Below are 18,167 nucleotides of genomic sequence, written 5' to 3'. Positions count from 1 at the left end.
GGCGCTCCACCTTCCGCGGATGACCCCAGCAATCGTCCGGGCCGCGGCGGCCGCCTTTCTCGTCGTCCTCTCAGTCGGCGCTCCGCTCCGGGCGGACGACACGCCCTGGCCGATTCCGGAGCCGAAGCCCGGAGGCCTGCCGGCCGACGTCACCTCCAAGCAGAACGCCGTCATAGGCGGCGACACGCTGTCCTACACGGCGAGCGTCGAGGCGGTGCCGCTCAGCGACCCGAAGGGCGAGCGAATCGCCGAGGTGGTGGTCACGAGCTACACGCTCAACCGCGAAGACCCCGCGACCCGTCCGATCACCTACGCCTTCAACGGCGGGCCGGGCGCGGCTTCCGCCTATCTCAACTTCGGCGCGCTCGGCCCGAGGCGCGTGCAGTTCGGCAATCAGGGGAACACGCCCTCCGACCCGCCGCCAATCCTCCGCGACAACACGGAGAGCTGGCTCGCCTTCACCGACCTCGTCTTCGTCGATCCGGTGGGGACGGGCTACAGCCGCTCGCTTGGCTCGGACGAGACGCAGAGAAACTTCTGGTCGGTGGACGGCGACATCGACGCGCTGGCGCGAGTCGTGGCGAAGCACCTCGCGGCGAAGAACCGGCTGATCTCGCCGGTCTATCTGGCGGGCGAGAGCTATGGCGGCTTCCGCGTGCCGCGGGTCGCCCGGGCGCTGCAGACGAAGGAGGGCGTCGGAGTCCGGGGCCTGATCGCGATCTCGCCCGTGCTCGATTTCGGCCTCAGGCAGGCGGAGCAGACGTCGCCGATCCCGTGGGTGAACCTGCTGCCCTCGATGGCCGCCACGGCGCGCGAGCGGAAGGGGCCGGTGACGCGCGCGGACCTCGCCGACGTCGAGAGCTACGCGACCGGGCAGTATCTCGCGGATCTTCTGCGCGGCCCCCGCGATCCGGAGGCGGTCGACCGGATCGTGGCGCGCGTCTCGGAGCTCACCGGGCTCGATCCCGCCTTCGTCAGGCAGCTCGGCGGGCGCATCGACATCCACTCCTTCGTGCGGGAGCTGGACCGCCCGAAGGGCCTTGTGGGCTCGCTCTACGACGCCAACGTCACCGACTTCGATCCGCGCCCGCACGCGGCGCGGATGACCTTCGACGACCCGATCCTGGACGGCTCGCGCGCGCCGCTCACCAGCGCGGCCGTCGACTTCTACGCCCGTGACATGGGCTACCGGGTCGACCGGCGCTACGAGCTGCTGAACCCGGAGGTCAGCCGCAAGTGGCGCTGGGGCGACCGGCAGAGTCCCCCCGAGGCCGTCGACGCCCTGCGCGAGGCGCTGGCGCTCGATCCGAAGATAAGGATGCTGGTCGCGCACGGCGCGACGGACCTCGTCACGCCCTACATGGAATCCAAGATGGTTCTGGACCAGCTTCCGGCCTTCGGCGATCCGGGCAGGGTGGCGCTGAAGGTCTATCCGGGCGGACACATGTTCTACACCCGGGACGGCTCGCGGGCGGCGTTCGAGAAGGACGCGCGGGCGCTCTATCAGGCGACGGGCCGCTAGGGAGCGAACGGGTCGGGCGCGTCTTCGGGCGCGTCCGTCGGCTCCGGGCCCGGGTGCGTCACCGGCGCGCGCCGGTCGAACCGCAGGGCCAGCGCGACCCCGAGCGACGCGAACACGAAAAAGCACCAGCCGGACCCGGCGCCGACCGCGACGCCCGCGACCGCCTCGCCCGTGAGGCCCCCGAGGGCCGTCATGGCGCCCCAGCCGACCAGGAACCCGCCCACCACCATCTCGACGACGTCGCGGAAGCTCGCGGTCGCCGGCGCGAACCGGCCCGAGGAGAGCGCCGCCGCGAAGGCTCCGGCGAAGAAGCCGAACAGCACCAGCACGTCGCCCGTGAGATCGAAACCCGCCGCTGACAGCTCGAAGCCGGCGACGCCGTCGTCCAGCCCCGGCAGCGCGTCGGGCAGCAGGCCGAGAGCCGCGCCCAGCCGGCGCGCGACCGCCGCGCATTCGCCGATCAGGCCGAGCGGCTCGCCGGCCGCGTAGCTGAGCGCCACGAGACCGCCCAGCACGGCGCCTGCCGCTGCGGCCGGCCAGGGCTCGACGAGCAGGCGGACCGCGAGCGTCCGGCGGTCGGGCGCCTTCCGCGGACGCCAGCGCCACAGCGCGGCGGCGCAGAGGCCGAGCGCGGCGAGCTGAAGGAGCAGCGTCGGCCAGAGCCCGAAGAACTCGGGGAGCCAGGGCGCAGGGGCGTCGGCGATCGCGGTGCGGTACGACCACGGCCAGGTCGCCAGCCCGGCCAGGAAGCCGACGAAGATCGCGAGCAGCGCCGGCGCCGCGACCAGCGAGCCTTCGCTCAGCCGCCGCATGTGGACCATCACGCCGCCGCGGGCGATCACCGCGCCGACCCCGAACACGAGGCCCGCGACCGGCAGCAGCCAGCTCACTGGCCCGATCCGCGCGGCCTCCGGCGGCGCCGCGTGGCCCATCAGCGCGAGGCCGCCAAGCGTCAGCGCCGCCGCGACCGCGAGCGCGCTCAGAAAGCCGAACAGCTGGCCGGCGTCGCCCAGGATCAGCAGGTCGCGCCAAGCGCGCACCAGCGACAGCTCTCCGCGCTGCAGGGCGACGCCGAACACGATTCCGGCGGCGAGCGCCCAGGCGCGGGGCAGCAGGCCGCCGTCGTGGAAGGCGAGGGCGGCGGTCGCGATCGAGGCGGCGGCGATCACGAGCCCGGCGGCGCGCGGCCGCGGGACCGAAAGGTGCTTCGGAAAAAGCGGCCGCGTCACGCGGCGGCCGCCTCCTCATAGTCCGCGCTCGCCGCGAGCCATGTCTCTTCGGCCTCGGAGAGAGCGCGGGCGACCTCGTCGCGCCTGCGGCCGAGCTCGGCCGCCTTCTGCGGCTTCGACGGGAAGCCCCCGCCGGCCGCGAGCTCGCCGTCGATGCGCGCGAGCTCCTGGGCGCACTGGCCCATCAACTCCTCGAGCGCGGCGATCTTCTTCTTCAGCGTGCCGGCGTCGGGGCGTTTCGCGGCGGCCTCGGCGGACTTGCCGGTGCCGCCGCCGGGCTTCTTCGAGGCGCGGCCGGAGCCTTCGGCCGAGAGGATGAAGCGGCGGTAGTCGTCGAGGTCGCCCTCGAAGGCACGGACGTCGCCGTCGGCGACCAGCCACAGCCGGTCCGCGGTCGCGTCGAGCAGATGGCGGTCATGGCTGACGAGGATGACCGCGCCCGGGAACTCGTTGAGCGCCTGCGCGAGGCTCTCGCGGCTGTCGATGTCGAGATGGTTGGTCGGCTCGTCGAGGATCAGCAGATGCGGGCCCTCGAACACCGCCAGGCCGAAGGCGAGGCGGGCCTTCTCGCCGCCCGACATCTTGCCCACCACCGTGTTGGCGCGGTCGCCCGTAAAACCGATCTGCGCGACCTTGGCCCGCACCTGCGCCTCGTTCGCGGTCGGCATCCGGGCGCGGATGTGGTCGTAGGGCGTGCCCTCGATGTTGAGGTCCTCGACCTGGTGCTGGGCGAAGAAGCCGACGAGGATCTTCTCCGACTTGTTGACCCGGCCGGAGCTCGGCTGCAGCCGGCCGGCGAGCAGCTTGGCGAAGGTCGACTTGCCGTTGCCGTTCGACCCCAGCAGGGCGATGCGGTCGTCGGGGTCGATGCGCAGCGACAGCTTGTGCAGGATGGTGCGGTCGCCATAGCCGACGGACACGCCGTCGAGCGCGATCAGCGGCGGGGCGAGCTCCTTGTCGGGCTCGGGGATCCGGAACGGCACGACGCTGCGCTCGATGACCGCCGCGATCGGCTGCATCTTCGCCAGGCGCTTAACGCGCGACTGCGCCTGGGTGGCCTTGGAGGCCTTCGCCTTGAAGCGCGCGATGAACGCCTCGAGCCGGGCGCGCTCCTCGGCCTGCGCCTTGGCGGCCTTCTGGTCGAGCGCGAGCTTCTCGCGCCGCATGCGGTCGAACGCGTCGTAATTGCCCTTCCACACGGTCAGCTTGCCGTTGTCGAAGTGCAGGATGTGGTCGACGGAGGCGTTCAGCAGGTCGCGGTCATGGCTGATGACCAGCACGGTGCGCGGATACTTGGCCAGGTAGTCCTGCAGCCAGAGCGTGCCTTCGAGGTCGAGATGGTTCGTCGGCTCGTCGAGCAGCAGCAGGTCGGGCTCGGAGAACAGCACGGCCGCGAGCGCGACGCGCATCCGCCACCCGCCGGAGAAGTCGGAGCAGGGCCGCTGCTGCGCCGCCTCGTCGAAGCCGAGGCCCGACAGGATCTTGGCGGCCCGCGAGGGCGCCTCGTAGGCGTCGATGTCGATCAGCCGGGTGATGATGTCGGAGATCCGGTCCGGATCGGTCGCGGTCTCCTGCTCCTTGAGCAGGGCGGCGCGCTCGAGGTCGGCCGCCAGCACCACGTCGATCAGCGCCTCGGGCCCCGAGGGGGCCTCCTGCGCGACGCGGCCGATGCGCGTCCCCTTCGGGATCGAGACCGAGCCGTCGTCCGGATGCAGGTCGCCGGCGATCAGCTTGAACAGCGTGGTCTTGCCGGTGCCGTTGCGGCCGACCACGCCGACGCGCGCGCCGTCCGGCAGCGCGGCGGTCGCATGATCGAGCAGCACGCGTCCCGCGACGCGGCAGGTGAGGTCGTTGACGTGGAGCATGACGGCCTCCTTGTGCCGCGTGCCTTGCTGCGCCGCAAGAGGCGCAGGCGCGGAGCCGGTCTGTGGGAAAGGCGAGGGGACTTTCGCGCCCGCGCGTCCGGGATGGCCGCTCCTGCGGGCATAAGCCATCCTTCTCCCTCCTCGCGGCAAAGCCGCGGGGAGGGTGGCCTCGGCCGTCAGGCCGAGGTCGGGTGGGGTCTTCGGGCGTCGCGCGCTGTCCTCAGAACACCCCACCGGCCGCGCTATCGCGCGTCCACCCTCCCCTCTGCGAGGGAGGGAAAGAGCGCTCTTCGCCCGAGCCGCGCCGCCGTCTCTTCTCCCTCCTCGCGGCGTGAGCCGTGGGGAGGGTGGACGCGCGATAGCGCGGCCGGGTGGGGCCCTTGGCCGTAGAGCGCAGCGCCGCAGGCGCGCGTCATCCGCCGGGTCGCACGGCGCAAAATCCTCATCCGGTTCAAACAGCGACAGCGGAAGGCGCGGAGCGCCGGGCCACCGTTGGTTTTACGCGTATTTTGGCCGGTCGCCCGGCGCTCCACGCGCGGCGGCTTGTTCATCGGCTCGCGGAAGCCGCGCTCCGGCCGCGGGCGGCCCGTTCTCCCTTGCGGGGTCGGTCCCATTGCGGATTTTGGAGTTCGCCGCCTCCGAAGAGGCGCCTTCGCCCAAAACCCATCCCGCGCCTTAAGGCGCTCGACGGCGCGGCCCCGTCCTAGTGCGGGGCGGGCGGCCTGTAATCCCGGCGAGACGCAAGCGCCTCGCGAGGCCCGCAGCCGACGTCCCGGGACCGCGAGCTCCGGTGCTCGCAGGCGCAGGCGCCGCTCCTCCCCCGCATGGCCGGCCGGTCCGGACACGCCTCCCTGTCAGGGAAGGACTTTTGGAGGAGAGCATGAGGGATGCGAGATGTCAAGGAATAAAAGCCTAGATCTTCCCCCATCCGTCATGCCCGCCTTCGCGGGCATCCACGACTTACCCTCCAGCCGCGCCGCCCGACGTCCAAGTCGTCGATACCCGGCCGCGGCCGGGCATGATGAGGCCGTTGACCCGGAATCCATATCGACAAACGCCGAACCATCGATATGTTGAGGCGCGTCATGGGAGAGCCCCCATGACGTCGGAGAGCCCCCATGACGTCGCCCGATCCTGAAGCCGGTGACCAGCAGCGCGAGGCCGTCGCGCTCGAGGCCCTGTCTGCGCTCGGGCAGTCGACCAGGCTCCGCATCTTCCGGCACCTCGTCACCATGGCGCCTGAGCCCCAGCCCGCGGGCGGGATCGCCGACGCGCTCGGCTGCCTGCAGAACACGCTCTCGACGCATCTCGCGATCCTCGCACGGGCTGGGCTGATCACCGGCGCCCGCGATGGGCGCTCGATCCTGTACGCCGCCAACTTCGACGGTATGCGGAGCCTCGTGAACTACCTGCTCGAAGACTGCTGCGCCGGTCGGCCGGAGGTCTGCGCGCCCGTGTTTCAGCAGCTCGAGAAAGGCTGCGGCTGCGCGCCGGCGGCGCCGGCGGCGAGGATTTGACGATGTCGCTGTTCGAACGCTGGCTGAGCCTGTGGGTGGCGCTGTGCATCGCGGCCGGCGTCGCGCTTGGCTACGTCGCGCCCGGCCTGTTCCAGGCGATCGGCGCGGCCGAGGTCGCGCGCGTCAACCTTCCGGTCGCCCTGCTGATCTGGCTGATGATCGTGCCCATGCTGGCGAAGGTGGACTTCGCGGCGCTGCGGGGAGTCGCGGCGCACTGGCGCGGCGTGTCGGTCACGCTGTTCGTCAACTGGGCCATAAAGCCGTTCTCGATGGCTCTGCTCGGCTGGCTGTTCATCGGCTGGCTGTTCCGGCCGTGGCTGCCGGCCGACCAGATCGACAGCTATGTCGCCGGCCTGATCCTGCTCGCCGCCGCGCCCTGCACCGCGATGGTGTTCGTGTGGTCGAACCTGACGCGCGGCGATCCGCTGTTCACGCTCTCACAGGTCGCGGTCAACGACGCGATCATGATCGTCGCCTTCGCGCCGGTCGTCGGCCTGCTGCTCGGCCTGTCGGCGATCGCGGTGCCGTGGGACACGCTGGCCCTGTCGGTCGGCCTCTACATCCTGGTTCCGGTCGTGGCGGCGCAACTGCTGCGGCGGCGGATGCTGGCCTCCGGCGGCCGGCCGGCGCTCGATCGGCTGCTCGCCCGTCTGCAGCCCCTCTCGCTCGTCGCGCTGCTCACGACCCTCGTCCTGCTGTTCGCCTTCCAGGGCGAGCAGATCGTCGCCCAGCCGCTGGTGATTGCGCTGCTTGCGGTCCCGATCCTGATCCAGGTCTATTTCAACGCCGGACTGGCCTATCTGCTGAACCGGGCGAGCGGCGAGGCGCACTGCGTCGCGGGTCCCTCCGCGCTGATCGGCGCCTCGAACTTCTTCGAGCTCGCGGTCGCGGCCGCCATCAGCCTGTTCGGCTTCACGTCGGGCGCCGCGCTCGCCACCGTGGTCGGCGTGCTGATCGAGGTCCCGGTCATGTTGTCGGTCGTCGCGATCGTGAACCGCTCGAAAGGCTGGTACGAGGCCCGAGGCGTCCGCGCGCCTGCGCCGGCGACCCGAAACTGAGGAGGCCGCCATGAGCGAAGCCGTCACCATCTGGCACAATCCCGCCTGCGGGACCTCGCGCAACACGCTGGCGATGATCCGCGCCGCCGGCCTCGAGCCCACGGTGGTCGAGTATCTCAAGACGCCGCCCTCACGGGAGGAGCTCGCCAAGGCGGTCGCGGACGCCGGCCTCACGCCCCGCCAGGCGGCGCGCGAGAAGGGGACGCCCTTCGTCGAGCTCGGCCTCGCTGATCCCTATGTGGGCGAGGATCAGATCCTGGACGCGATGCTCAAGCATCCCGCCCTGATCAACCGGCCCTTCGTGTTCACCTCGCGCGGCGTGCGGCTCTGCCGGCCTTCGGAGCTGGTGCTCGACATCCTTCCGACGCCGCTTCCGGAAGACTTCACCAAGGAGGACGGCGAGGTGGTGAAGGGGAAATCCGCGTGAGCGACCTGCCGAACCTCGACGAGGATTGCTTCCGGCCGATCGATCCGGCGGCGCTGACTGCGCCGCGCTCGACGCATCCGCCGCGGGTGCTTCTGCTCTATGGCTCGCTGCGGCCGGTCTCCTACAGCCGGCTGCTGACGCTCGAGGCGGAGCGCCTTCTGAAGCGCTTCGGCTGCGAGACGCGGGTGTTCGACCCCGCCGGCCTGCCGCTGCCGGACGGCGCGCCGGCCGACCACCCCAAGGTCGCCGAGCTGCGCGAGCTGTCGCTCTGGTCGGAGGCGCAGGTCTGGACCAGCCCGGAGCGCCACGGCGCCATGACGGGGGTGATGAAGTCCCAGATCGACTGGATCCCGCTCGCGCTCGGCTCGGTCCGGCCGACCCAGGGCCGCACGCTCGCGCTCATGCAGGTCTCGGGCGGCTCGCAGTCGTTCAACGCCGTCAACCAGATGCGCGTGCTCGGGCGCTGGATGCGGATGCTGACGATCCCCAACCAGTCGTCGGTCGCGAAGGCCTTCCAGGAGTTCGGCGAGGACGGCCGGATGAGGCCGTCCGCCTATTACGACCGGGTGGTCGACGTGATGGAGGAGCTGGTGAAGTTCACGCTGCTCACCCGCGACCTCACGGACCGCCTCACCGACCGCTACAGCGAGCGCAAGGAGAGCGCCGCCGCGCTCGAGGCGCGGGTGAACCTCAAGCAGGCCGTCTGAGGCGGGGGGCCTCAGCCGGCCTTCAGCCGGCGCGCGACTTCCGGGGCGAAATAGGTCAGGACGCCGTCCGCCCCGGCGCGCTTGAACGCCATCAGGCTCTCCAGCATCGCGAGCTCGCCGTCTATCCAGCCGCGCTCGGCCGCGCCGCGGATCATCGCGTATTCGCCTGACACCTGATAGGCGTAGGTCGGCATCCTGAAGCGGTCCTTGAGGCGCCAGACGATGTCCAGATAGGGCAGGCCGGGCTTCACCATCAGCATGTCGGCGCCCTCGAGCAGGTCGAGCTCCGCCTCGCGCAGCGCCTCGTCGCCGTTCGCCGGATCCATCTGGTAGGTCTTCTTGTCGCCGACGAGCGCCTTCCGGGTTCCGATCGCGTCGCGGAACGGGCCGTAGAAGGCCGAGGCGTATTTGGCCGCGTAGGACATGATCTGCACGTCCGTGAAGCCGGATTCGTCCAGCGCCCCGCGGATCGCGCCCACCCGGCCGTCCATCATGTCCGAGGGCGCGATCATGTCGGCGCCGGCCTCGGCCTGGGCCAGCGACTGGCGCGCGAGCGCCGCGACGGTGGCGTCGTTGAGGATGCGTTCGCCCTCCATCAGCCCGTCATGGCCGTGGCTCGTGTAAGGGTCGAGCGCGACGTCCGTGATGAGCCCGATGTTCGGCACGGCCGCCTTCAGGGCGCGCAGCGCCCGGCACACCAGATTGTCCGGGTTTTCCGCCTCCGAGCCTTCCGGGTCGCGCCGCGCCGGGTCCGTATAGGGAAACAGCGCGACGGCCGGGATGCCGAGCCGCGCGGCCTGCTCGACGCTGCGGACCGCCTCGTCGACGGTGAGGCGGTCGACGCCCGGCATCGCCGCCACCGGCTCGCGGCATTTCTCGCCCTCGATCAGGAAGATCGGCCAGATCAGGTCGTCGACCGTCAGCGTGTTCTCGCGGGTCAGCCGGCGCGACCAGTCGGCGCGGCGGTTCCGGCGCAGCCGGGTCGGCAGGTCGAGCGCGCCGTCCGCAGGGCGCGGCGCCTCTCCGATCGCGCGGCGCTTGCCGATCGTCTCATGCATAGTCGCGGCCTCCTGCTCGGGGCGCATCGCCGCCCGTCATCCGCCGGCCGGCCTCGTCCGATGCCGGGGACATAGCACCGGGAACGGCGGTCAGACAGGGGAGGGGCGCAGACGCGGCGCCCGCCTGGCGCAGGGCGGGCGCGTTGCGCCGGGCGGGGGAGTCGCGGAGATTGCGCGCGGCCGCGCCCAGGCGGCCGAAGCTTCGGGAGACGGCATGGCGGCCGACGCAAACGACGAGGCCGGGCTTCCCGGCATTTCGCTCAGGGAGTCCCACCTGCAGGCCGACAGGGTGGCGCGGCCCTGGAGCTGGCGGCTCGTGATGTTCCTGCGCGCGGTCGCGGTGTTCGAGCTCGTGAGGGGGCTCGTGTTCTGGGGGCTGCTGATCGGCTCCGGCGGCGCTCCGCTCGCGGTCGACGGCACGCACGCGTCCTGGTTCGTCGCCTGCACGTTCTTCGCGGTCGCCGATCCGGTGGCCGCCGTCGGACTGTGGCTCGCCACCGGCTGGGGCGTGGTGATCTGGCTGCTCGCGACGCTGGGCCAGCTCCTCTGGGCCGCCTCGTCGTCGCCGGCGTCGCTCGGCCGGTGGCTCGCGGCGCTGATCTCGGTCGCCGCGGTGGCCGCCTATGTCTACCTCTCGATGCGCGCGCGCCGCGAGGTCTCCTGACCAGTCGCCTGTCCAGGACGGAGTCTACTTTCCAGTAACCATTCGAACCCTTGAGGCATTTGAGGCAAAAATGAAGATCGATTCACGTTTCGACGGGTAAGGTCCTGTTGACTTAGCGCGACAACCCTTTGTTCAGTCTAAGAAATAAAGACAATTTTCATCACGCCATTTAAGCGCATTTTCACAGGCTCAATCCTATCTTCCTGATCAACGAGGCGCGTGACTGTGGCGCTGCCTCAAGATGATCAAGAATACAGGAAGGCGTCAGCCATGAAGAACGTCGCCCGCCGCGTTGAGCCCGAAGTCGCCGATCCTCGCCAGTCGGAAGTTCGCCCGCTCTACCTCGAGGCGCTGACCCTGGTGGAGCGGCTTCACCGCCGCCTGCTGGACGTCATCAAGGACGAGTTCGACCGTCGCGGCCGGTCCGACATCAACAGCGTCCAGGCGCTGCTGCTTTACAACATCGGCGACGCCGAGCTGACCGCGGGCGAGCTCCGCACCCGCGGCTACTATCTCGGCTCCAACGTCTCCTACAATCTGAAGAAGCTGGTGGAGATGGGCTTCCTGCATCACCAGCGCTCGCGGATGGACCGCCGTTCGGTGCGGATCAGCCTGACCGAGCGCGGCCGCGAGATCCACGACATCGTCGACCAGCTCTACGCCAAGCATGTCCGCACCATCGAGCAGGTGGGCGGCGTCAGCGCCGACGACTTCAAGACGCTGAACGTCGCGCTGGTCCGGCTCGAGCGGTTCTGGACCGACCAGATCCGCTTCCGCCTCTGATCTTCGGCGGCCGAAGGCCGCGCCCCTCGCTCGAAGCGCCGCGATCCTGTCGCGGCGCTTTTTGTTTGCGCGCTTCAAGGAGGACACGTTTGGTCACGCGACGCGCAGACGCCCGGCGTCGACATCGTTCCGCCTCAAACCGGTGGCCTTTCGATGCAATGTTCGGCGCAAGCGCCGGCCTGTCGTCTTGCGGGACCTGCGGTCTTCGGAGCCATCAGGGCGAGGATCGTGACGGACAAGGCCATGTCGGGGTTCATTAACCACGATCTGGCAGCTTCGCCGGAGGTTTTGCCGGGTTAGGGCTGGCGGCGAGAGTGCGGGAGCTTGGCATCGTGACGGAACGGCCTTCGATGATCGTGGCGACGCGCCGCGAGGCGCTTCGGTTCGGACTTGGGGCGGCTGCGGCGGGCGCCATCGCCGGGCCGGCCGCGGCCCAGCAGCTGTTCGGGCAGGCGGAGTGGAACGACCGCTACGACGCGTCCGCCGGCTCCGCGGTGACCCGCACCTCGGCCTCGCGCAATCCGACCCTGAGCCCGCAGACGGCGCAGGCGACCGAGCGCGCCATCGAGGAATACAACGCCATCGTCAGCCGCGGCGGCTGGACCCGCGTGCCGACCGGGCCGCGCCTCAAGCTCGGCTCGAAGGGCGAGCGCGTGGTCGCGCTCCGCCAGCGGCTGATGGCGAGCGGCGACCTCGACCCGAACCTGTCGATGTCGCCGGCCTTCGACAGCTATGTCGAGGGCGCGGTGCGCCGCTTCCAGGCCCGTCACGGCCTGATCCCGGTCGGCGTAGTCGGCGACGACACGCTGACCTCGCTCAACATTCCGGCCGATACCCGGCTGCGGCAGCTGCAGACCAATCTGGTGCGCATCCGCACCATGGCGAACGGCAATCTCGGCGAGCGCTACGTGCTCTGCAACATCCCGGGCGCCGAGATCGAGGCGGTGGAGGGCGACTCGGTCGCCGCCCGCTACACCGCCGTGGTCGGCAAGGTGGACCGCGCCTCTCCGGTGCTCGACGCCAAGATCCTCCAGGTCAACTTCAACCCGTTCTGGACCGTGCCGGCCTCGATCGTGAAGAAAGACCTGATCCCTCAGATGCAGAAGGATCCGCAGTATCTGACCAAGAAGAACATCCGGATCTTCGATCAGCAGGGCAATCAGCTGACGCCCGAGCAGGTCAACTGGATGTCCAACGAGGCCACCAACTACATGTTCAAGCAGGACCCCGGCGAGGACAACTCGATGGGCTCGATCCGCATCAACATGGCCAACAAGCACGGCGTCTACATGCACGACACGCCGACGAAGGGGCTGTTCGGCGAGAACCAGCGCTTCCATTCGTCGGGCTGCGTGCGGATCCAGAACGTCAAGGAACTGGTCGCCTGGCTGCTGAAGAACCAGCCCAACTGGGACCGCCGCGCGATCGACGCCGCGATCAAGTCCGGCCAGCGGATCGACGCGCAGGTCACGCCGGCCATCCCGGTCTACTGGCGCTACATCTCGGGCTGGGGTTCGCCTGACGGGTCGGTGCAGTTCCGCGAGGACATCTACGGCATGGACGGCACCGGCGAGCTCGCCATGGCGGGCGGCGGCGTCTCGGCTGCCACCGAGCAGTGAGGCGCCTGCCGGGCGACAGCCCGGCGCGCAGGGACGTCGCGACGCCGGGCGAGGTGCTGTTCGAGTTCGTCGTGCGCGGCGGCGCCGCCCGCTGCGCCGCGATCGACGCCGCCACCGGCGTCGAGGTCGTGGTGGTCGGCCCGGCCGCCGCGAGCGAGGCGCATCTGAAGGCCGTCGCTCTGCGAAAGCTCAGGCTGCGTCTCGCCAGGGAGTAGCGACTTCTCCCAAGGTCGCGACGCGCGCGCGACGCGAGACAGGGCGCCGCGCTTTCCTCGGCTTCGCAACATATGGTAGGCGAGGCGTCGAGAGCCGTGCGACGCGCCCCTGCGGGAAAGCGCGTCGCGATGGGGATTTCAGGTCGGCGTGACCCGCGCAGGCGTCGTGCGACCTTCAGGAGGAAACGACATGTCCATCACCGAAGGCCAGGCGCACGCGGCGGAGACCCGCTTCTTCCAGGCCAGCCTCGCCGAGATCGACCCTGAGCTCGCCGACGCCGTGAAGTCGGAGCTCGGCCGTCAGCGCGACGAGATCGAGCTGATCGCCTCCGAGAACATCGTCTCGAAGGCTGTGCTCGAGGCGCAGGGCTCGGTTCTGACCAACAAGTACGCCGAGGGCTATCCGGGCCGCCGCTATTACGGCGGTTGCCAGTTCGTCGACGTCGCCGAGCAGCTCGCGATCGACCGCGCCAAGAAGCTCTTCAACTGCCAGTTCGCGAACGTGCAGCCCCATTCGGGCGCGCAGGCCAACACCGCGGTGTTCTTCGCGCTGATGCAGCCCGGCGACACGTTCCTCGGCCTCGACCTCGCGGCCGGCGGCCACCTGACCCATGGCGCCAAGGCGGCGATGTCGGGCAAGTGGTTCAACGCCGTGAACTACAACGTCCGCAAGGACGATCATCGGATCGACATGGACGAGGTCGCGAAGATCGCGCGCGAGTCCAAGCCGAAGGTGATCATCGCCGGCGGCTCGGCCTATCCGCGCCAGATCGATTTCGCGGCGTTCCGCCGGATCGCTGACGAGGTCGGCGCGTACTTCATGGTCGACATGGCTCACTTCGCCGGCCTGGTGGCGGGCGGCCAGCACCCGAACCCGCTCGACCACTGCCACGTCGCGACCACCACGACCCACAAGACGCTGCGCGGCCCGCGCGGCGGCATGATCCTGACCAATGACGAGGCGCTGGCCAAGAAGTTCAACTCGGCCGTGTTCCCCGGCCTGCAGGGCGGCCCGCTGATGCACGTCATCGCGGCGAAGGCGGTCGCGTTCGGCGAAGCCCTGAAGCCGGACTTCAAGATCTACGCCCAGAACGTCATCGCCAACGCCAAGGCGCTCGCCGAGAACCTCAAGGGCCACGGCTTCGACATCGTCTCCGGCGGCACCGACACGCATCTGATGCTCGTCGACCTCCGGCCGAAGAAGCTCACCGGCAAGGTCTCCGAGATCGCGCTCGGCCGCGCCCACATCACCTGCAACAAGAACGGCATCCCGTACGACCCGGAGAAGCCGATGGTGACCTCGGGCATCCGCCTCGGGACGCCGGCCGGCACCACCCGCGGCTTCGGCGTGAAGGAGTTCCAGGAGATCGGCGACCTGATCTCCGAGGTGCTCGACGCGCTGGCGGCCAAGGGCGTCGAAGAGGACGCCGAGGTCGAGGCCAAGGTCCGCAAGCAGGTCTCGAACCTGGTCGAGCGGTTCCCCATCTACTCGGCGTGATTTACGCCGGCGGGAGTTCCTTGAATGCGTTGTCCGCACTGCGGCGCGCCTGACAGCCAGGTCAAGGACTCCCGTCCGACCGAAGACGGCGCCGCGATCCGCCGAAGGCGGGTGTGCGGCGCCTGCGGCCAGCGCTTCACGACCTTCGAGCGCGTGCAGTTGCGCGAGCTCGTGGTGGTGAAGCGTTCCGGCCGGCGCGTGCCGTTCGATCGCGACAAGCTGCACCGTTCCGTCACCATCGCGCTGCGCAAGCGGCCGGTCGATCCGGAGCGCATCGAGACCATGGTGTCGGGCATCGTCCGCCAGCTGGAGAGCAGCGGCGAGACCGAGGTCCAGGCCGAGACCATCGGGCGGCTGGTGATGGAGGGCCTCAAGGCGCTCGACGACGTCGCCTATGTGCGCTTCGCCTCCGTCTACAAGAATTTCCGGGAAGCCAAGGACTTCGAGACGCTGCTCGGCGAGCTTGCGGGCGACGAGCCGAAGCCCGCGGCGTCGTCGTGAGACTGGACGCGGTGGCGGACGGTCCGCCGGCGACCCGGCCGGACCAGGCGGCGATCGACCGCCGCTGGATGGCGGTGGCGGCGGGCCTCGCGCGCCGCGGCCTCGGCGCGACCGCCCCGAACCCGCCGGTCGGCGCGGTGCTGGTCGCCCCCGGCCCGGATGGCGGCCGCGTGGTCGGGCGAGGCTGGACCGGCCGGGGCGGCCGTCCCCACGCCGAGCGGATCGCGCTCGCGCGCGCCGGCGCAGCCGCCCGTGGCGCCACCCTCTACGTCACTCTTGAGCCGTGCAGCCACCAGGGCGTAACGCCGCCCTGCGCGGACGCGCTGATCGAATCAGGCGTCGCGCGCGTGGTGGCGGCGGCCATGGACCCCGACCCCCGCGTCAGCGGCCGCGGCGTCGCGCGGCTGCGCGAGGCGGGGCTTGCGGTGACGCTCGGCGTCGGCCGGGCCGAGGCCGCGCGGCTGAACGCCGGCCATGTCGCGCGCGTGACGCTCGGCCGCCCGCATGTCGCGCTGAAGCTCGCGGTCTCGCAGGACGGCAAGGTCGCCGCGGCGGGCCGCAGGCCGGCGGCGATCAGCGGCGAGGCCTCGCGGGCGCGCGTCCACCTGATGCGCGCCGAGGCGGACGCCATTCTGGTCGGCGTCGGGACCGTGCTGGCCGACGATCCGGCGCTGACCTGCCGGCTGCCCGGCATGGCGGCCCGCTCGCCGGTTAGGGTCGTGCTCGATTCGCGGCTGCGGACGCCGCTCGCCGCGCGTCTGGTCGCCACCGCCCGCGAGACCGCGACCTGGATCCTCGGAACCGAGGACGCGCCCGTCGATCGCGAGCTTGCGCTGCGCGAGGCGGGCGTGGAGGTCATGCGGGTCGCCTCCGTCGGCGGCCGATGCGCGCTGCCCGAGGCGCTTCGGCTGCTCGCGCTGCGCGGCGTCACCCGGCTGATGGTCGAGGGCGGACCCGGGGTCGCCGCGGCGTTGCTCGACGCCGACCTGATCGACGAGGCGACGATCGTCACCGGTCCGGGCGCGCTCGGGCCAGACGCGGTCGACGCGCTCGAGGGCAGGGAGCTCGCCGAGCTCACGGCCTCCCGGCGCTTCGCGCCCGCCTGCCGCGCCGCCGTGGGCGACGACCTGTGGGTCAGATATGACCGGGCGTGACCGGCCCGCGCCGGCCCGGCAAGGATGAGACCAGACGCATGTTCACCGGAATCGTCAGCGACGTCGGAGAGATCGTCGAGCGGCGCGAGGCGGAGGCGGTCACGCGCTTCGCCATCTCCTGCGCCTATGATCCCGCGGGCGTCGCGCTCGGCGCCTCGATCGCCTGCGACGGGGTGTGCCTGACGGTCGTCGCGATCGAGCCGGGCCCGCGCGGCGCGGTGTTCGCGGTCGAGGCCGGGCCCGAGACGCTTTCGCTCACCACGGTGGGGGGCTGGCGCGTCGGCGGGCGCGTCAATCTCGAGCGCGCGCTCCGGATGGGCGACGAGCTCGGCGGCCATCTGGTGCTCGGCCATGTGGACGGCGTGGCGGAGATCGTCTCCCGCGAGGATCTGGGCGAGACGGTGCGCTTCGGCTTCGCCGCGCCGGCCGCCGCCGCGCGGTTCATCGCCGTGAAGGGCTCGATCTGCCTCGACGGCACGTCGCTGACCGTCAACGAGGCGGAGGGGACGCGGTTCTCCGTTCACCTCATCCCGCACACGCTCTCCGAGACCAACTGGGGCGACAAACAGGCCGGCGACCGGGTCAACCTCGAAGTCGACATGATGGCCCGCTACGCAGCGCGCCTTGCCGAGGCCAGCGCGCTCGGATACTGACGCCTCCCCGACGATCGAAGGCATTTCTCATGGTCGAGCCGCAGCGCCGCGCCATCGCGGTCGAGCCCACGCCCGGGCGCGTCCTCGTGGTCGAGGCCCGTTTCTACGAGGCGATCGCAGACGAGCTCCTCCGGGGCGCGACCGCCCGTCTGGAGGCCGCCGGGACGCGCTATGACGTGGCGACGGTGCCGGGCGCGCTGGAGCTGCCCGCGACCATCGCGATTTTGCTCGACGCGGCCGAGGCCAAGGGCGACCCCTATGACGCCGCCGTCGCGCTCGGCTGCGTGATCCGCGGCGAGACCTCGCATTACGACACGGTCGCGAACGAAAGCGCGCGGGGTTTGTTGGACCTGTCCGTGGCGCGCCGCCTTCCGCTCGGAAACGGCGTGCTGACGGTCGAGAACGAGGTCCAGGCGCGGGTGCGCGCCCGCGTCAGCGAGATGGACAAGGGCGGCGGCGCCGCGGAGGCCGCGCTCACCATGCTGCGGCTCAAACGCCGCGCGGAGGACTGAGAATTGGCCAAGGGCGAAAAGCGCTCGGCCGCTCGGCTCGCAGCCGTGCAGGCGCTTTATCAGATGGATCTCGCCGGCACGCCGCTGCCGGACACGCTGGCGCAGTTCGAGTCGCACTGGCTCGGCCAGGAGGTCGACGGCGAGGAGTACAAGCCGGCCGAGGCCGCCTTCTTCCGCGACCTGGTGACGGGCGTGCTCAAGGAGCAGCGCGCGCTCGACCCGCTGATCGACAAGACGCTGCAGGCCGGCTGGCCGCTGAAGCGCGTCGAGGCGATCATGCGCGCCATCCTGCGCTCCGGCGCGTTCGAGCTCGGCAAGCGCAAGGACGTCCCCGTGAAGGTGGTGATCACCGAGTATGTGGACATCGCCCACGCCTTCCTCGATCGCGACGAGGCCGGCATGATCAACGCCGTGCTGGACGCGATCGCCCGCACGGTGCGCGCCGGGGACTTCGAGAAGCAGGGCTGAGCCGCCGGTCCTCGGCTGGCCCGAAGCCTGCCGCTCCGGAACGCCCGTCATGGTCCGGCTGGACCGGACCATCCACGCCGATCGCGCGCCCGACGCCCGGGATGGATCCTCCGGTCAAGCCGGAGGATGACGAGGGTGCTTCGTGCCCCGGAGGGCTCGTCATGGTCCGGCTCGACCGGACCATCCACGCCGCTCCCGCGCCCGAGGCCCGAGGTGGATCCTCCGGTCAGGCCGGAGGATGACGCGTGTGGTTCGTGCCCCGGAGGGCTCGTCATGGTCCGGCTCGACCGGACCATCCACGCCGCTCCAGCGCCCGACGCCCGGGATGGATCCTCCGGTCAAGCCGGAGGATGACGAGGGTGGTTCGTGTCTCGCAGGGCTCGTCATGGTCCGGCTCGACCGGACCATCCACGCCGCTCCCGCGCCCGACGCCCGAACTGGATACTCCGGTCAAGCCGGAGGATGACGAGGGTGGTTCGTGCCCCGGAGGGCTCGTCATGGTCCGGCTCGACCGGACCATCCACGCCGCTCCCGCGCCCGACGCCCGAGGTGGATCCTCCGGTCAGGCCGGAGGATGACGAGGGTGGTTCGTGTCTCGCAGGGCTCGTCATGGTCCGGCTCGACCGGACCATCCACGCCGATGGCCCGCCCGACGCCCGGGATGGATCCTCCGGTCAAGCCGGAGGATGACGAGGGTGGCTCGTGTCCCGGAGGGCC

At 70.8% G+C, this 18,167-nt stretch carries 18 protein-coding genes; 15 read left to right on the top strand and 3 right to left on the bottom strand.

The genetic code is table 11. The features are described 5' to 3' along the window. The first annotated feature begins 19 nt into the window (after nt 1–19). Nucleotides 20–1,522, top strand: coding sequence for a S10 family peptidase (locus GGR24_RS15575; protein ID WP_183396305.1), 1,503 nt, complete (start codon nt 20–22; stop codon nt 1,520–1,522). Here the strand turns inward: GGR24_RS15575 and GGR24_RS15570 are convergent. After that, nucleotides 1,519–2,751: a YeeE/YedE thiosulfate transporter family protein gene (locus GGR24_RS15570; protein WP_183396304.1), complete on the bottom strand. Its 1,233-nt coding sequence runs from the start codon at nt 2,749–2,751 to the stop codon at nt 1,519–1,521. The two genes, GGR24_RS15575 and GGR24_RS15570, sit on opposite strands and share 4 nt — an antisense overlap. Continuing rightward, entirely contained in the window at nt 2,748–4,616 is a 1,869-nt protein-coding gene (locus tag GGR24_RS15565; protein WP_183396303.1) for an ABC-F family ATP-binding cassette domain-containing protein, read from the bottom strand. Before GGR24_RS15565 ends, GGR24_RS15570 begins: the two co-directional genes overlap by 4 nt. A 1,118-nt stretch (nt 4,617–5,734) precedes the next feature. On the opposite strand from GGR24_RS15565, the gene GGR24_RS15560 reads away from it, so the two are divergent. The 4 genes from GGR24_RS15560 to arsH are packed head-to-tail and all read left to right on the top strand — an operon-like array spanning nt 5,735 to nt 8,325. Continuing rightward, nucleotides 5,735–6,133 carry an ArsR/SmtB family transcription factor gene (locus GGR24_RS15560; protein WP_183396302.1) on the top strand — a complete coding sequence of 133 codons (399 nt, stop codon included), beginning with the start codon at nt 5,735–5,737 and terminating at the stop codon, nt 6,131–6,133. Between the two features lie 2 nt (nt 6,134–6,135). Beyond that, nucleotides 6,136–7,191, top strand: a complete 1,056-nt coding sequence (arsB, locus tag GGR24_RS15555; RefSeq protein WP_183396301.1) for an ACR3 family arsenite efflux transporter — start codon at nt 6,136–6,138, stop codon at nt 7,189–7,191. A gap of 10 nt (nt 7,192–7,201) precedes the next feature. Next, nucleotides 7,202–7,618: an arsenate reductase (glutaredoxin) gene (gene arsC / locus GGR24_RS15550; protein ID WP_183396300.1), complete on the top strand. Its 417-nt coding sequence runs from the start codon at nt 7,202–7,204 to the stop codon at nt 7,616–7,618. Then, entirely contained in the window at nt 7,615–8,325 is a 711-nt protein-coding gene (gene arsH, locus GGR24_RS15545) for an arsenical resistance protein ArsH (RefSeq protein ID WP_183396299.1), read from the top strand. The genes arsC and arsH overlap by 4 nt, the downstream gene beginning before the upstream one ends. Nucleotides 8,326–8,336: 11 nt before the next feature. Here the strand turns inward: arsH and hemB are convergent, their stop codons facing one another. Beyond that, nucleotides 8,337–9,383 (bottom strand): porphobilinogen synthase, encoded by a 1,047-nt coding sequence (gene hemB / locus GGR24_RS15540; RefSeq protein WP_183396298.1) that lies wholly within the window; start codon nt 9,381–9,383, stop codon nt 8,337–8,339. A 214-nt stretch (nt 9,384–9,597) separates the two neighbouring features. Between hemB and GGR24_RS15535 the strand changes: the two genes are divergently transcribed. From GGR24_RS15535 to nusB, 10 genes are all read left to right on the top strand, one after another. Further along, nucleotides 9,598–10,047, top strand: coding sequence for a DUF6163 family protein (locus GGR24_RS15535; RefSeq protein WP_183396297.1), 450 nt, complete (start codon nt 9,598–9,600; stop codon nt 10,045–10,047). 270 nt (nt 10,048–10,317) lie between these two features. Further along, a complete protein-coding gene (gene ldtR, locus GGR24_RS15530) occupies nt 10,318–10,830 on the top strand; it encodes a transcriptional regulator LdtR (RefSeq protein WP_183396296.1) in 513 nt (170 codons plus the stop codon). 350 nt (nt 10,831–11,180) lie between these two features. Then, the gene (locus GGR24_RS15525; protein WP_210286238.1) at nt 11,181–12,449 is read left to right on the top strand and encodes a L,D-transpeptidase family protein; all 1,269 of its coding nucleotides are present in this window, start codon (nt 11,181–11,183) and stop codon (nt 12,447–12,449) included. Continuing rightward, on the top strand, nt 12,446–12,664 hold the full coding sequence (locus GGR24_RS15520; protein ID WP_183396294.1) for a DUF6898 family protein: 219 nt from the start codon (nt 12,446–12,448) through the stop codon (nt 12,662–12,664). Before GGR24_RS15525 ends, GGR24_RS15520 begins: the two co-directional genes overlap by 4 nt. Before the next feature lie 190 nt (nt 12,665–12,854). Then, nucleotides 12,855–14,162, top strand: a complete 1,308-nt coding sequence (gene glyA / locus GGR24_RS15515; RefSeq protein ID WP_183396293.1) for a serine hydroxymethyltransferase — start codon at nt 12,855–12,857, stop codon at nt 14,160–14,162. Nucleotides 14,163–14,186: 24 nt separating this feature from the next. After that, nucleotides 14,187–14,663 (top strand): transcriptional regulator NrdR, encoded by a 477-nt coding sequence (nrdR, locus tag GGR24_RS15510; protein WP_183396292.1) that lies wholly within the window; start codon nt 14,187–14,189, stop codon nt 14,661–14,663. A 68-nt stretch (nt 14,664–14,731) separates the two neighbouring features. Then, on the top strand, nt 14,732–15,817 hold the full coding sequence (gene ribD / locus GGR24_RS15505; protein ID WP_183396417.1) for a bifunctional diaminohydroxyphosphoribosylaminopyrimidine deaminase/5-amino-6-(5-phosphoribosylamino)uracil reductase RibD: 1,086 nt from the start codon (nt 14,732–14,734) through the stop codon (nt 15,815–15,817). A gap of 38 nt (nt 15,818–15,855) precedes the next feature. Then, nucleotides 15,856–16,470 carry a riboflavin synthase gene (locus tag GGR24_RS15500; protein ID WP_183396291.1) on the top strand — a complete coding sequence of 205 codons (615 nt, stop codon included), beginning with the start codon at nt 15,856–15,858 and terminating at the stop codon, nt 16,468–16,470. A 29-nt stretch (nt 16,471–16,499) separates the two neighbouring features. Continuing rightward, nucleotides 16,500–16,982: a 6,7-dimethyl-8-ribityllumazine synthase gene (gene ribH / locus GGR24_RS15495; RefSeq protein ID WP_183396290.1), complete on the top strand. Its 483-nt coding sequence runs from the start codon at nt 16,500–16,502 to the stop codon at nt 16,980–16,982. Nucleotides 16,983–16,985: 3 nt separating this feature from the next. After that, on the top strand, nt 16,986–17,450 hold the full coding sequence (nusB, locus tag GGR24_RS15490) for a transcription antitermination factor NusB (protein ID WP_183396289.1): 465 nt from the start codon (nt 16,986–16,988) through the stop codon (nt 17,448–17,450). Nucleotides 17,451–18,167: the final 717 nt, after the last annotated feature.

It is taken from the genome of Hansschlegelia beijingensis (genome assembly GCF_014196425.1).
In the GTDB taxonomy this organism is placed as follows: Bacteria; Pseudomonadota; Alphaproteobacteria; order Rhizobiales; family Methylopilaceae; genus Methylopila; species Methylopila beijingensis.
This window is presented reverse-complemented; position numbering and strand designations above follow the sequence as displayed.

What these genes read in the sequence shown, in the direction of transcription:
- GGR24_RS15575 (WP_183396305.1), top strand. Translation starts at nt 20, where the DNA reads ATGACCCCAGCAATCGTCCGGGCCGCGGCGGCCGCCTTTCTCGTCGTC.
- GGR24_RS15565 (WP_183396303.1), bottom strand. Translation starts at nt 4,616, where the DNA reads ATGCTCCACGTCAACGACCTCACCTGCCGCGTCGCGGGACGCGTGCTG.
- GGR24_RS15560 (WP_183396302.1), top strand. Translation starts at nt 5,735, where the DNA reads ATGACGTCGCCCGATCCTGAAGCCGGTGACCAGCAGCGCGAGGCCGTC.
- arsB (WP_183396301.1), top strand. Translation starts at nt 6,136, where the DNA reads ATGTCGCTGTTCGAACGCTGGCTGAGCCTGTGGGTGGCGCTGTGCATC.
- arsC (WP_183396300.1), top strand. Translation starts at nt 7,202, where the DNA reads ATGAGCGAAGCCGTCACCATCTGGCACAATCCCGCCTGCGGGACCTCG.
- hemB (WP_183396298.1), bottom strand. Translation starts at nt 9,383, where the DNA reads ATGCATGAGACGATCGGCAAGCGCCGCGCGATCGGAGAGGCGCCGCGC.
- GGR24_RS15535 (WP_183396297.1), top strand. Translation starts at nt 9,598, where the DNA reads ATGGCGGCCGACGCAAACGACGAGGCCGGGCTTCCCGGCATTTCGCTC.
- ldtR (WP_183396296.1), top strand. Translation starts at nt 10,318, where the DNA reads ATGAAGAACGTCGCCCGCCGCGTTGAGCCCGAAGTCGCCGATCCTCGC.
- GGR24_RS15525 (WP_210286238.1), top strand. Translation starts at nt 11,181, where the DNA reads ATGATCGTGGCGACGCGCCGCGAGGCGCTTCGGTTCGGACTTGGGGCG.
- glyA (WP_183396293.1), top strand. Translation starts at nt 12,855, where the DNA reads ATGTCCATCACCGAAGGCCAGGCGCACGCGGCGGAGACCCGCTTCTTC.
- nrdR (WP_183396292.1), top strand. Translation starts at nt 14,187, where the DNA reads ATGCGTTGTCCGCACTGCGGCGCGCCTGACAGCCAGGTCAAGGACTCC.
- ribD (WP_183396417.1), top strand. Translation starts at nt 14,732, where the DNA reads ATGGCGGTGGCGGCGGGCCTCGCGCGCCGCGGCCTCGGCGCGACCGCC.
- GGR24_RS15500 (WP_183396291.1), top strand. Translation starts at nt 15,856, where the DNA reads ATGTTCACCGGAATCGTCAGCGACGTCGGAGAGATCGTCGAGCGGCGC.
- ribH (WP_183396290.1), top strand. Translation starts at nt 16,500, where the DNA reads ATGGTCGAGCCGCAGCGCCGCGCCATCGCGGTCGAGCCCACGCCCGGG.